Below are 11877 nucleotides of genomic sequence, written 5' to 3'. Positions count from 1 at the left end.
AAGAAGCTGGATTCAGATTTGGGCTTGTTCCCGGAATTGAATTAGAAATAAAAAACAAACCGCTTTGAGCGGTTCACATTCAAACCACCACCTTTGGTGGTGGTAAATGACTAACGACGCATCTGCTCAGGAATCAAACAGCAACGGAATTATGGAAATCAAGGATGTAAAGGATGACGAGCTAATGTACATTTGAAAGATTTGACTATCCTTGTTGCATAGAAGAGCGGTGTAAAAGATGTGTTCGATACCTCTAATAAAACGGAAAAAAGCGGATACAGCAAAGTTGTTCGGGTGGTGGGGAATTCAGAAAAAATCAATTTTTACGGGTGGAAAGCACAGGTAATTATTGAAGAAGGAATTAAAAAAAAGATTGAAATTAACTAAAGAAATTAGGGGAAAAATAGTATGAATCAGGAACTAACCTTACAGGAAATTCAATCGGAAACGCTAAAAATAATGAAATTAATCCATAAAATATGTATCGAGCAAAACTTAAAATATTCGCTTTTTTACGGAACTTTGATTGGTGCAGTTCGGCACAAAGGTTTTATTCCCTGGGATGATGATTTGGATATTGTAATGCCGCGGAGTGATTATGAAAAACTTGCCGAATATTTTGTCCGACATGAAAAAGAGCTTTCTCCATTAAAATGGTTTTCATACAAAACTGTTCAAAATTATCCATATATGATTAGTCGTGTTTGTAATACTGATTTTAGAATGGAAGCCGAAAACGAAAAAGATTGTGGAATGGGTACTTTTGTTGATATTTATCCGCTTGACGGTGCTGGAAATGGAAAACATAACTTTTTATACAAAAAAGCATGGTTTTATTCTTCAATGTATTTTTCAAAAAGTCGGGAGCATTATGTTCCCGTAAAAGGATTACTTAAAACAATAGTAAAAAAAAGTGCCTATTTGCTTGCAAAGACTAGAAAAATTGAATCAATAAGACAAAAACTAGAAAAAATTGGACAGAAATATTCTTACGAAAGTTCTGATTTTGTTTCTGTAGTTATTTGGGGAACTGAAAGATTTTGTTATAAAAAATCATTTTTTGAAAATTTGGTCCTTTCATATTTTGAAGACACAGAATTTTTCATTTCTCAAAAATATGATGAAATTTTATGTATGGAATATGGCGATTATATGAAATTTCCTCCAGAAAATGAAAGAATCGGTCATCATTTTTATAAAATTTACAGGAAATAAAATGGGTGTTGTAAGTATTTTTAAGAAACAAGGTGGGGTTTCTCTTTTAAAAAACTGGGCAAAAAACGGTGTGTTTTTTTATGCGTTGCGATGTTTTATGATTATGCCTAAAAATAAAAAGGGTCTTGAAACTTTACGAGAACTTGTATCCTCAAGGGTGTACAAAAAATTGAAGCGTAAATTCAGAAATACTGTTTCTTGGTATTGCAAGAATTTGTTTGTACAAAATTCTGTCGATGCTTCTAAGCCAAAAGTAATCTGGTTTTGCTGGCTTCAGGGAATAAAAAACGCTCCTGAACTTGTAAAACGCTGCTATAAAAGCGTTCAAGAGTTTTGCCATGACTACAAGATTATTGAAATTACATCAGAAAACTATGCTGATTTTACAGATATTCCAGAATTCATCATAAAAAAATGGAAAACCGGAATTATCACAAACACTCATTTTTCTGATATTTTGCGTACAAATCTTCTTGTAAAAAATGGCGGAATCTGGATAGATGCAACAGTTTTTCTTACATCAAAAATTCCTGTTGATATAGAAAATGCTCCTCTCTTTTTATTTAGAACTTACAAGCCTGGAAGCAACGGGAAAACAATAAATCTTTCAAGCTGGTTTTTGTCGTCTTGCAAAGACAATAAAGTTTTGGCATTAGTACAAGAGCTTCTTTTTGAATATTGGAAAAAAAAGAATTATTTATGCGATTATTTTTTATTTCATGACTTTGTTCAGATTGCGTTGGACACTTTTCAAAATGATTCTTTTGCAATTCCCAAATATACAAACGAAACTCCGCATTTTATGCTTTTTGAGCTTGCAAAACCTTTTGACCAAACACAATGGAATTCAATCACCACACAAAGTTTCTGCCATAAACTTACATACAAGTTGAGTGATGAAGACAAAAACGCCAGCGGAACTTTTTACAAGCGGATTGTGGAGGAGAAATGAAAACGGAAGAAAAATCATATATAAGTTTCCAAACTTTTCTCTTTTTGGTGTATGCAATTTTTACTTTATGTTTCTTTAATTATGCGAAAAACTTAAATGATGGAAATTTTTAATTTTATTTGCAATTAGTTTCCTTAATTGCATTTATACTTTTTTTTCTACTCGGTAAAAAGTTTTCAGCACGTGCTTTTATTATTTTTGTTTTGATTTATCAGTTTTCTTTAAGTATTAGTTGGAGTTCGTATTGGTTAGGACATAAGTATTTGCTTGATAATAATATGGATTGGATAACTTATGCAAACAGCTTCGTTTTAGATTTGTAAAGAAACTTTTTCAATCAGAAAATCCCGATGTCATTCATGTTCACTTGGGACTTTTGCAGTATGTAAAATTTGCAAAATCTGAATGTAAAATATTCTACACAGTTCATAATGAACCTTCTTGGGTTTTTGATACAAATAAAAGGGAAGAAAAAGCTGCAAGATGGCTTTCGCATAATCGTGATTTTACTTTTATAACGCTGCATGAAGAAATGAAGTGCGAAATTGATAGGCGTTTTAATATAAACAATTCTTTAATTTTGAATAATGGAATTAATTTTGAACGATTTGATGTTAATAAAGTTTTGTTTAGACAAAAATTGAATATTCCAGAAAATGCCTTTGTCGTAGGTCATGTTGGAAGATTCATAAATCAGAAAAATCATAATTTTCTGGTTGATATATTTTCAGAGATCAAAAAGAAAAATCCTGCTGCGTTTTTGCTGATGATTGGTGATGGTGAACTAAAAAATCAAATATCAGAAGAATTAGATTTACTCGGTTTAAAGAATGATTATCTAATTCTTTCCAATCGGACAGACATTCCCGAGCTAATGAAAATTATGGATGTGTTTGTGCTTCCGTCAAATTTTGAAGGACTTGGAATTGTTTTAATCTACCGAGGGTCTAATTCCCCGACGCTTGCGTCGAAAAGCTGATATAATGAAAGAATGTATGCTGAGGATATATACAAGAATCATAATAAAACAATGTTGTTATATCATCTGGTGTTTCCAGCAAAGTATAGAAGAAAAGTATTTAGCGAAGAAGTAGGAGAGAGGCTAAAAGAAATCTGCATGGAAATAGAAAAATGCTATGAAATACGATTTGTAGAAATAGGAATGGAAGAAGACCATGTGCATTTTTTAGTACAGAGCGTACCGAAATTAGCAGTAACGAGGATTGTGACGATAATAAAAAGCATAACTGCAAGGGAAATATTTATGAGTTATCCGAGGATAAAGAAGGAAATTCTATGGGGCGGAGCACTATGGACAAGTGGTTATTATGCAAATACAGTTGGACTGTATGCAAGCAAAGAAACAATTACAAGATATATACAAAATCAGGGACAGGAAAAGAGAGAGTACAAAAAGATATATGAAAATCAGCCAGAGTTGGATTTTGGCTTATGACAGGGTGCTGGACGATACCCCGACGCTTGCGTCGGGGAGTTTCATTCGAAGCACAAAAATTAAACTTAAAATGCATTGTCTCTAAAAATGTTCCTTCTGCTGCAAAAATTTCGAATCTAATAAAATTCAAAGTACTTTCAGATTCAGCAAGTTCTTGGGCAAACGATGCAGTGGATTTTAAAGTATCGCAAGTCGAATACTACGGAATTGAGAATTGGGATATGAAAAATGTTATAAAAAAACAGGAGTTTTATTATGAGGTTTAAAACAAATGACTGCCACTAAACAATACAATATTTTTCGTTTTCTTCGTCGTTTTATTTTTGCATATTGTTATAAGTCGTTTTTCTGTCCAAGTTCTGTGCGAGTTAAGTTGCTGCGACTTTGTGGCGTTCACATTGGTAAAAATTGTTTTATAGGACAGTTCGTGCTTTTTGATGATTTATATCCTCAAAATATTTTTATCGGAGACAATACGACTGTTACTGCTGGAACAAAAATTCTAACTCATTTTAAGAATTCTCAGACTGGAAATTATGAAGTTGAAGAAGTTCATATTGGTTCCAATTGTTTTATAGGAATGAATACGCTTTTTACAAAGCCTGTTTCGATAGGGAATTCTACAATTGTCGGGGGGGGGGAGTGTGGTAACTAAAGATTTGCCGGAAAACTCAGTCTGTGTAGGTAATCCCTGTCGGATGATAAAGGAGCGTGTGTAAAATGACAGCCACTAAACAATACAACATATTCCGTTTTTTTCGCAGGTTTATTTTTGCTTACTATTAAAGGTTCTCTTTCCTTTTACTTATAATGCTCCTTGCAGGAAAGAATAGCTACACTTGTAATCATAGAGAAATCGCTTCAATTTTTTTTACGTTGCCTTTTTCAATTTCTGCAATCCCTTCAAGCAGGAACTTTTTGTTTGCTGGATTTCCCAGAAGATATTCAGTTTCGTCATCTGAGGCGTCGGAATTGTCTGAAACTGTTGTATCAAGAACATTGCCTTTGAATATTTTTTTTAGGCCTTTTATAAAGTCAAGGTTAAGTTCGTCTTTTTTTTAGTGTGAATGTGCTTTGCCTAGTTACCTCCGCATTCCTCTTTAAATATAAATTTTTTTTACAAAATTTTCTATATAAATCAAAAATGCTGAAACTATTTTCTTCTTTATCTCTTCCTTCTCTCCTCAATAATCCTCATCATTTCTTCAGGTCGAACAACGAACGGCTTGATTGGAAAATCCTTGATGTTTCCAGTCACAAGAAATGTTTCGTCTGTCTGGCGAGAATCCATTGTAACTTCGTAAAAAATCACATCGTCTGGATCAGTGGGCTTTTCTTCTGTTTCAATGCCAGAAAGTTCTTTGCCGTTTTTTATAATGTTTTGAATGATAGTATTAATTACTGCATTGGAAAATTTAAACTTCTTTCGATGAAGAACTTCTTTGTATTCAGCTATAATTTCTTTGCTGTAAATCGGTTTTATGATTCCAGCCAATGTGTTCTGAACAATTTTTCCAGGATTCGATTCTTTTTTTATCAACGCCGAAACAAGAACGTTCGTGTCTATAACTGCAAAAATATTCATTCTCTATTTCCCCTCAGCAACAGAGAGAGCTGCACGTCTTTCCATTCTATATGCCTTAATCTCGCTGTTTATTTCATCAAGGCTTATATCTTGAATTCCATTCTTTTTTGCCTCTTTATTTGCTTTTTTAAGAATTTTATCAGCTTGTTTAAGATTTTTCTTTTCACTAGAAATTTTCAAATTAAACGGTATTCCGCTTTCTTCCACGGACTTTTTCAAGAATATGCGGATTGCGGTGGGCAAATCAAGACCGAGCCTTTCAAAAATGTCAGTCGCTTCGTTTTTCAAATCCTCATCAACTCTAATTTGTACCAATGTGCTTGCCATAATGCGCCTCCTGTATGTGTTTGTAAATTTAATATATGTGAATGTAATGTGTTTGTCAATAAAAATAAGGAGTTCCTCTATGCTTGAAAATAATGAGATGCTGAATCAAGTTCAGCATGACACAAATCTTTGTAAAACTGAAAAATCTACGGGTAACCCTCTCCGTATCTCTGTCATCGGGACTGTGGGTGTGCCTGCCTGTTACGGCGGTTTTGAATCTCTGGTGGATAATCTGCTTGATTTTACGCCACCGGGTGTGGAATATACAGTTTTCTGTTCGGGTAAAAAATATGAAAACAGGCTGGAGTCTTACAAGGGTGCAAAACTTGTCTATCTTGAAAAGGACGCCAATGGAATCGAAAGCATTTTCTACGATTTTGAAGGAATGAAGCGTTCTTTGGATTCTGACATTATGCTCATTCTGGGTGTTTCCGGGTGTATGTTCCTGCCGTATATCCGCAGGCGGTTCCGGGGAAAAATCATCACGAATATTGACGGTCTTGAATGGCGGCGCGACAAATGGAAGTGGTATGCAAAGCATCTTTTGAAATTCAGCGAGAAGATGGCTGTCCGTCATTCTGACATTGTAATCGGCGACAACAAGGGCATTACCGATTATATAAAGGCGGAATACAGAAAGGAAATTCAAAATAAAAGGGTGGAACTTATTGCCTACGGAGGCGACCAGGTTTTGCCGGTTAAGGATGATTCTCTTTTTGAAAAATATCCTTTCTGTAAAAATCCTTACGCCGTCACTGTCTGCCGCATTGAGCCTGAAAACAATGTTCACCTTATTCTTGAAGCGTTTTCAAAAATGCCTGAAAAAAATCTTGTCTTTGTGGGAAACTGGGAACGCTCTGATTATGGAAAATGCCTTAAAGAAAAATATTCTGGTTTTTCAAATATTCACCTTCTTGACCCGGTTTATGAGCCGCATACGGTAAACTGGCTCCGTTCAAATGCTTCCCTTTATGTTCACGGACACAGTGCCGGCGGAACGAATCCTTCCCTTGTAGAAGCCATGAACCTTGGTCTTGCGGTTCTTGCCTTTGACTGCGTTTATAACCGCGCCACCACAGAAGAAAAAGCCCTGTACTGGAAAACTTCGGACGACATCGTGCGTATTATAATAGAAGAAAGTTCTCGTTTTGAAGAAGTTTCCCATACAATGAAAGAAGCTGGAAAAAGGCTTTATTCTTGGGAAACGATTGCGGAACTTTACAATAGTTTGTATTGATTTTTTCAACCGCAGGTTGCGGCGAACGCCCATTTTAAAAACATAAATCTAGAAAAACTAAATCTGTTTTTTTCCTTCGGGAGTAAGGGCATATTTTTGTTTTTTTGTCGTGACGATGAACTTTTTTGCAAGGCAGCCTTCGATGGCTTTTTTTGCTTGACATTCGTTTTCAAAATGGGCGGTCAGTTCGTTCTGTGAAATATCGGGTGTGGCAGATAAGAGAAGAATTAGTTTTGTTTCAAGGGCGGTGGCGGTGTGCATAAACGATTTTTACTGTATAAGGATTTTCTGTTTCTGTCAATTTGCTTTTCTTGACCGAAATATTTTCCCTCACTATACTTTCTTTATATATGGAAATAATTGATTTTTATGCGGACGGGCGGCAGGATTTCTGGAAGGAGCGCATTGCAGAAAGCGGCTGGATCACGGCGGATTTTCTTGTGTCGCTCATTGAAAAGGGAAAATTTCTTAGCACGCTAGGCGATGAGTCTCACTTTGACCTTCCTGGGATTTTCCTTGGGAGGTCTTTTTTTATACGGAAGGTATTAGCATTGTAATAGCTATGGAATTCAACTGCGCTCTTTTATGAGATCTATTTTTCTCTGGCCGAAGTTTTTATTCCGCGCTTACTCTCATTCTATAGAAATCTTTGTTTTGGTTTCGTATTTGGATTTTAATTTGTCAACAAGTTCTTCAAGTTCTTTTTCTGCTTTTTCTGGTGGGAATAAGATTTTTGCTGCTTTGGGTCTGAGTGCTGCTGACAGAATTGACAGGCTTATGCATTTCAATACATCAGCAGGAATGTAAACTTCTTTTGTGAGTGAGCCTGTGAAAAATTCTGTAAGATAAAAAACTGCAAAGCCTGCGATTGTTCCGGCGAAAATTCTGCAAAGGTTTTTTGCTTTGATTTTTTTTTCTATGGAAGGCGAGCCTGCAACAAGTCCTGAAACCAGAGAGCCAGCAAACAAAGCCGCAAATTTTCCTGTTGCTTCTATTGAAAATTCGCCCAGAGCATATTCTGCAAGTATGCAAAGCCCTGCGCTTCCAGCTCCCCTGACACTTCCCAAAATGCATCCTGAAAAAACTGCGGCCGGCATCTGCATATTCAGCCCTGGAAAAAATCCGCATAAAAAAATAACAGCTCCGAAAAAAATGGTTGCGCCGCCCCGAAGAAAATTCAGCTTTGTTGTTGTTTTCATTTCAGCTTTCCTTTTTTAGAAATTTCCTGATTCCTTTTCCTGTTTTGATTTGCATTTTTTTAGGTTTGAAGATATAAAACAAGCGTTTAAAAACATCATGCAGATTTTCAGAGGCAAAAACAATGTATAAAAGCACCGATGCCGCCATGAGATATGCAAACCAGTCGCCCAGAGTTGAATAGACCGTTGCCGATGTTTTGTATACAGGAACAGAAATTCCCATTGAAGCTTCCTTGAACAGCGGAAGATCGTAGAGAATTTTTCCCGCTGGATTCAGCACAACCGAATATCCTGAATTTGCGCAGCGCAGCAGTGTGGTTCTGTATTCAAGCGCAAGGTAGCTTGCTACTATAAAATGCTGCATTTCCGCTGAGACTGTTTTGCTCCAGGAATCGTTTGTGAGATTTATAAATATTTCGCTTCCCATATTGAAAAGACCGGTGCATACAGAAGGAAATGAATCCTCAAAGCATATCGGAGCGGAAAACTTTAAAAATGAAAGAGGATTTTCCTGGTTGTTCTTTATAAAAAGCTCCCTGTTTTCTGGAACTGCATTTCCGTTTTTATCAAGGTGAATCTGCGCTGTTTTTTCCCTGTTGAAATCAAGCGGTGTCTGAAGCCCTGTGTTTTCCTTCAGCGGAATTTTAAACAGAACATATTGAAACCCCGGAACAAGGCTTGATGAAAAATGCAGGTATCTTTTTGTCAGCTGCTTCATAAAAAAAGTTTCGCCGTATGGAATTCCTTCTGCAAACGGAACAAGGTGCATTTTGCTGTAGAAGCCTGAAAAAATTCCGTTTTTGTCAAAGAGCAGCGCGCTGTTTGTCTTTCTTCGGTTTTGCCTGTCAATAAGAACTTCTCCGCCGATTAGAAACGGAGTCTTGGTTTTGCTGATAAAGTCCTTCAGGCTTTCGTCAGCCGGAAAATTTGAATAGTATGATTCAGCCTGCGGAAAATGCTTTGAAAGAACCCCTTCGCTCCAGATGACAAGATCTGTTTCCTTGCCCTGTTTTGTAAGCTGGCGAATTCCTTCAGTTGAAAGTTTTTTTGAAATGGAAATTGACTTCAGATCTCCGCCTTCCCAGGGGTCTATGTTCTGCTGCACGACTACCGCATTGAAAATTTTTTCCACCTGCCTTGGAACTGAAATCTGAATTGCCCCGTATAAAGCGCAGACTGTGAATACTGCGGCCGTAAATTTAAAGGCATCTTTTAAATTATTCCGGAAGCCTTCGCTTGAGGAACTTCCGCGAGCCATAATTGCTTCCGCAGCAAGGCATGATGACAGAGTATACAAAAATGTCACACCCCAGACACCTGTTATATCGGAAATCTGCGTAAAAACTTTCCAGCTGTAGCCCGCCATAAAAATTGTTCCCCAGGGATAACCAAGGCTGCCCGTGGACTTTACGTATTCGTAAAAAATCCAGCATGCGCAGAACCAGAACATTCGTTTCAAAACCGCCCCTGGACAGTTTCCCGCTTTTTCACGCAGATAGAAGCTTTTTGAAATTCTTGACGGAAAGGCATTTGCTATGATTCCGCAAATTCCTCCGATCAGGGCAGTTCCCAGCGCGCTTGCTCCCAGTGTGAACCATGCAAAGCCCCTGAAATTTGACAGCCAGTAGCTTGAAAGAATGTGGACTGTGAGGGTTTGGATAAAAAAAAGGCAGAATGTTTGCCTGTATGACTTTGAATTGTAGACGGCTATGTATAAGGGCGAAAGGCAGATCAGCGCGGATGCAGGGGAGCCTAATAGAAGAAAATCGTTGGAAATTGAAATAGCCTCTGCTGCTCCTGAAAAGATTGCATAAAAAACTTGTAAAAACAGCTGATTCATTGTATTATCTTAATATTATATATAGAAAAAATCAATAAACGGGATGGGAATTATGGAAAGAGTCAAAGAAGCGCACCGCAGGGAATATGGAGTAGCTCCGGAAGTTGTGGCGGTTTCTCCTGGCAGGTTCCATTTGGCAGGAGAACATACTTGGTTTTTCAGGGATAAAACTTTGTCCATGGCAGTTGACCTTCCTGTTTACGTGTCCGCTTCTTTAAGAGATGATTCTTCCTTTAGATTTTATTTTGTCCAGCTTGATGATAAAAAGCATACAAATCTTTCTTCCTTAAAACTCAAAAAAGAAGATAAATGGGCTAATTCCATAAAATCTGTTCTATACGGTTTTGCAAGCGGCGGCTTTGAGCTGAAGGGAATGGATTTTACCATATATTCTGAAATCCTTCCGTCAGCGGGCTTTGGAATAACAACGGCTGTGAAGGTTGCCGCGTGCTGGGCTGTAAGGGAGCTTTGCGGGCTCAAGTGCAGCATGGAGCAGATGCTTCAGGTTATAGAGCGCGCAAACAGGAATTTTCTGGGAACGGCCAATCATTCCGCGGATAGCTTTGCAGCGATTTTTTCAAAGAAAGGCAGCCTTGTTTTGACTGACTACGCAAAAAAGTCATGCGACCTGATTCCTTTTTCTGTAAAAGACAAGACTGTTGTCCTGACCGATGCCCTTGTGCCTAGAATCATAACCTGGAACGAAGACAGCCTTATGCAGCCTGAAAATGTCCTTCTTCTGGGCGAGCTTAAAGAGCGAAAGTCGAATGTTTTCGGCGGCTGGCAGTATGAAGAGGATAAGGCGGAAGTCAATGAAATTCTGAGTGTTGTTACGGAAGACACAAAGCGAAGGCTTCTGTGCGTGATGGACGAGCATAAATGTGTCCTGGACTGTGTGAATGCCCTTCAGAAGGAGGATTTTTCTTCTTTTGCCAGGGCTGTTAATAGAAGCCATAAAAACATGCGCGACTATGATATTTCATGCCCGGAAATTGACTGGATTTTAAAGAGAGTGCGCGAGCTTGACGAAAATCCTGATGATTTAAGAAATCCCGTGAACTGCGGCAGAATAACCGGCAAGGGATTTGGCCGCGGGGTCTATACAATTCTAAGAAGCAGCGATGTTGACAAGTACAAGGAAAAGCTTGTTGAGTATGAAAAAATATTCGGCTTTTCCCCGAAGTGCTATGTTGTAAAGCCGGCTGATGGAGTCCGTCTGCTATGAATATTCTGCTTACAAATGATGACGGCATTCATGCGGAAGGTCTGAAAGTGCTTTCCGCCGCGCTGTCAAAAAAGCACCGTGTTTTTATAGTCGCACCTAAAACAAACAAATCCGGAGCTTCGTGCCAGATGAGTGTGGCTCTTCCGCTTGAGCTGAAAAATGTCCAGAAGGAAAATTGCGTTCTTTCCTATCATCTGGAAGGCTCCCCCGTGGACTGTGTGCTTTCCGGGCTTAACGGAAGCTATATTCCTGAAAAAATTGACGCTGTTGTTTCCGGCATAAATGACGGGCCGAATTTGGGAACTGACATTATATATTCAGGCACATGCGGAGCTGCACGGCAAGCCTGCCTTGCTGGAATTCCCGGAATCGCATTGAGCATCGATACTGATTCTCGTGATCCGGCGGACAAAAGCGGTTTGCTTTATTTTGAAAATCTTGCTGATTTCGCTGCGGAAAATATTGATTCCCTGATTTCCCTCTGCGGAAAGCTTTCGGCTCTTCATCCGCTTCATTCATATTACCGCTTCTTTGTGAATGTCAATGCGCCTGCTGTGAGCAAATACAAAGGAGCGAGGCTTACAGTGCCGAGCATCCGCCGCTATAAGGAAGACGTGCAGCTTAAAGAGTCTGAAAACGGAGCTTTTTCTTCTGTCTGCGGAAGCGAGTACAGGGTTTATTCCTATGGAGGGGATTTATCTGACTTTAAAGCGTGCAATGACGGCTTTGTTTCTGTGAGCGTTATCGGCACGGAACCAGGGTTTTCGGAAGTAGATAAAATTAAGGATTTCCTTAACTGTGAATTCAGGGTGTAAAAAGGCGGCTGATTTTTGCTGCTCAT

At 38.3% G+C, this 11877-nt stretch carries 15 protein-coding genes; 10 read left to right on the top strand and 5 right to left on the bottom strand.

Annotation, left to right across the window (positions count from 1 at the left end; all coding sequences use genetic code 11):
• Positions 1-408 precede the first annotated feature (408 nt).
• The 6 genes from ACI4L0_RS02540 to ACI4L0_RS02515 all read left to right on the top strand — a co-directional run bounded on the left by ACI4L0_RS02540 (position 409) and on the right by ACI4L0_RS02515 (position 4278).
• Complete coding sequence (locus tag ACI4L0_RS02540) at positions 409-1215, top strand: LicD family protein (RefSeq protein ID WP_439798598.1); 807 nt, start codon at positions 409-411, stop codon at positions 1213-1215.
• 103 nt (positions 1216-1318) lie between these two features.
• Positions 1319-2167, top strand: a complete 849-nt coding sequence (locus ACI4L0_RS02535; RefSeq protein ID WP_439798597.1) for a capsular polysaccharide synthesis protein — start codon at positions 1319-1321, stop codon at positions 2165-2167.
• Between the two features lie 283 nt (positions 2168-2450).
• Positions 2451-3146 carry a glycosyltransferase gene (locus ACI4L0_RS02530; protein WP_439798596.1) on the top strand — a complete coding sequence of 232 codons (696 nt, stop codon included), beginning with the start codon at positions 2451-2453 and terminating at the stop codon, positions 3144-3146.
• A gap of 12 nt (positions 3147-3158) precedes the next feature.
• The gene (gene tnpA, locus ACI4L0_RS02525) at positions 3159-3623 is read left to right on the top strand and encodes an IS200/IS605 family transposase (RefSeq protein WP_439798595.1); all 465 of its coding nucleotides are present in this window, start codon (positions 3159-3161) and stop codon (positions 3621-3623) included.
• Entirely contained in the window at positions 3620-3889 is a 270-nt protein-coding gene (locus ACI4L0_RS02520; protein WP_439798594.1) for a hypothetical protein, read from the top strand. Before tnpA ends, ACI4L0_RS02520 begins: the two co-directional genes overlap by 4 nt.
• Before the next feature lie 5 nt (positions 3890-3894).
• Positions 3895-4278 (top strand): DapH/DapD/GlmU-related protein, encoded by a 384-nt coding sequence (locus tag ACI4L0_RS02515; RefSeq protein ID WP_439798593.1) that lies wholly within the window; start codon positions 3895-3897, stop codon positions 4276-4278.
• 510 nt (positions 4279-4788) lie between these two features.
• Here ACI4L0_RS02515 and ACI4L0_RS02510 read toward each other — a convergent pair.
• Positions 4789-5208, bottom strand: coding sequence for a putative toxin-antitoxin system toxin component, PIN family (locus tag ACI4L0_RS02510; RefSeq protein WP_439798592.1), 420 nt, complete (start codon positions 5206-5208; stop codon positions 4789-4791).
• 3 nt (positions 5209-5211) lie between these two features.
• The gene (locus tag ACI4L0_RS02505; protein ID WP_439798591.1) at positions 5212-5535 is read right to left on the bottom strand and encodes a type II toxin-antitoxin system RelB/DinJ family antitoxin; all 324 of its coding nucleotides are present in this window, start codon (positions 5533-5535) and stop codon (positions 5212-5214) included.
• Positions 5536-5614: 79 nt separating this feature from the next.
• On the opposite strand from ACI4L0_RS02505, the gene ACI4L0_RS02500 reads away from it, so the two are divergent.
• On the top strand, positions 5615-6772 hold the full coding sequence (locus ACI4L0_RS02500) for a DUF1972 domain-containing protein (protein ID WP_439798590.1): 1158 nt from the start codon (positions 5615-5617) through the stop codon (positions 6770-6772).
• A 57-nt stretch (positions 6773-6829) separates the two neighbouring features.
• On the opposite strand, the gene ACI4L0_RS02495 is transcribed toward ACI4L0_RS02500, so the two are convergent.
• Positions 6830-7033 carry a hypothetical protein gene (locus ACI4L0_RS02495; RefSeq protein WP_439798589.1) on the bottom strand — a complete coding sequence of 68 codons (204 nt, stop codon included), beginning with the start codon at positions 7031-7033 and terminating at the stop codon, positions 6830-6832.
• Positions 7034-7122: 89 nt separating this feature from the next.
• Between ACI4L0_RS02495 and ACI4L0_RS02490 the strand changes: the two genes are divergently transcribed.
• Positions 7123-7329 carry a hypothetical protein gene (locus tag ACI4L0_RS02490; RefSeq protein ID WP_439798588.1) on the top strand — a complete coding sequence of 69 codons (207 nt, stop codon included), beginning with the start codon at positions 7123-7125 and terminating at the stop codon, positions 7327-7329.
• A 75-nt stretch (positions 7330-7404) separates the two neighbouring features.
• On the opposite strand, the gene ACI4L0_RS02485 is transcribed toward ACI4L0_RS02490, so the two are convergent.
• Entirely contained in the window at positions 7405-7971 is a 567-nt protein-coding gene (locus tag ACI4L0_RS02485; protein ID WP_439798587.1) for a hypothetical protein, read from the bottom strand.
• 1 nt (position 7972) lies between these two features.
• Positions 7973-9811 (bottom strand): apolipoprotein N-acyltransferase, encoded by a 1839-nt coding sequence (lnt, locus tag ACI4L0_RS02480; protein ID WP_439798586.1) that lies wholly within the window; start codon positions 9809-9811, stop codon positions 7973-7975.
• Between the two features lie 52 nt (positions 9812-9863).
• Between lnt and ACI4L0_RS02475 the strand changes: the two genes are divergently transcribed.
• Positions 9864-11036, top strand: a complete 1173-nt coding sequence (locus tag ACI4L0_RS02475) for a galactokinase (protein WP_439798585.1) — start codon at positions 9864-9866, stop codon at positions 11034-11036.
• Positions 11033-11851 carry a 5'/3'-nucleotidase SurE gene (gene surE / locus ACI4L0_RS02470; protein ID WP_439798584.1) on the top strand — a complete coding sequence of 273 codons (819 nt, stop codon included), beginning with the start codon at positions 11033-11035 and terminating at the stop codon, positions 11849-11851. The genes ACI4L0_RS02475 and surE overlap by 4 nt, the downstream gene beginning before the upstream one ends.
• The last annotated feature ends 26 nt before the right edge of the window (positions 11852-11877 follow it).

It is taken from the genome of Treponema sp. (assembly GCF_051883275.1).
In the GTDB taxonomy this organism is placed as follows: Bacteria; Spirochaetota; Spirochaetia; order Treponematales; family Treponemataceae; genus Treponema_D.
This window is presented reverse-complemented; position numbering and strand designations above follow the sequence as displayed.

Coding starts and splice junctions, on each gene's coding strand:
- ACI4L0_RS02540 (WP_439798598.1), top strand. CDS start 409: ATGAATCAGGAACTAACCTTACAGGAAATTCAATCGGAAACGCTAAAA.
- ACI4L0_RS02535 (WP_439798597.1), top strand. CDS start 1,319: ATGCCTAAAAATAAAAAGGGTCTTGAAACTTTACGAGAACTTGTATCC.
- tnpA (WP_439798595.1), top strand. CDS start 3,159: ATGTATGCTGAGGATATATACAAGAATCATAATAAAACAATGTTGTTA.
- ACI4L0_RS02520 (WP_439798594.1), top strand. CDS start 3,620: ATGACAGGGTGCTGGACGATACCCCGACGCTTGCGTCGGGGAGTTTCA.
- ACI4L0_RS02515 (WP_439798593.1), top strand. CDS start 3,895: ATGACTGCCACTAAACAATACAATATTTTTCGTTTTCTTCGTCGTTTT.
- ACI4L0_RS02510 (WP_439798592.1), bottom strand. CDS start 5,208: ATGAATATTTTTGCAGTTATAGACACGAACGTTCTTGTTTCGGCGTTG.
- ACI4L0_RS02505 (WP_439798591.1), bottom strand. CDS start 5,535: ATGGCAAGCACATTGGTACAAATTAGAGTTGATGAGGATTTGAAAAAC.
- ACI4L0_RS02500 (WP_439798590.1), top strand. CDS start 5,615: ATGCTTGAAAATAATGAGATGCTGAATCAAGTTCAGCATGACACAAAT.
- ACI4L0_RS02495 (WP_439798589.1), bottom strand. CDS start 7,033: ATGCACACCGCCACCGCCCTTGAAACAAAACTAATTCTTCTCTTATCT.
- ACI4L0_RS02490 (WP_439798588.1), top strand. CDS start 7,123: ATGGAAATAATTGATTTTTATGCGGACGGGCGGCAGGATTTCTGGAAG.
- ACI4L0_RS02485 (WP_439798587.1), bottom strand. CDS start 7,971: ATGAAAACAACAACAAAGCTGAATTTTCTTCGGGGCGGCGCAACCATT.
- lnt (WP_439798586.1), bottom strand. CDS start 9,811: ATGAATCAGCTGTTTTTACAAGTTTTTTATGCAATCTTTTCAGGAGCA.
- ACI4L0_RS02475 (WP_439798585.1), top strand. CDS start 9,864: ATGGAAAGAGTCAAAGAAGCGCACCGCAGGGAATATGGAGTAGCTCCG.
- surE (WP_439798584.1), top strand. CDS start 11,033: ATGAATATTCTGCTTACAAATGATGACGGCATTCATGCGGAAGGTCTG.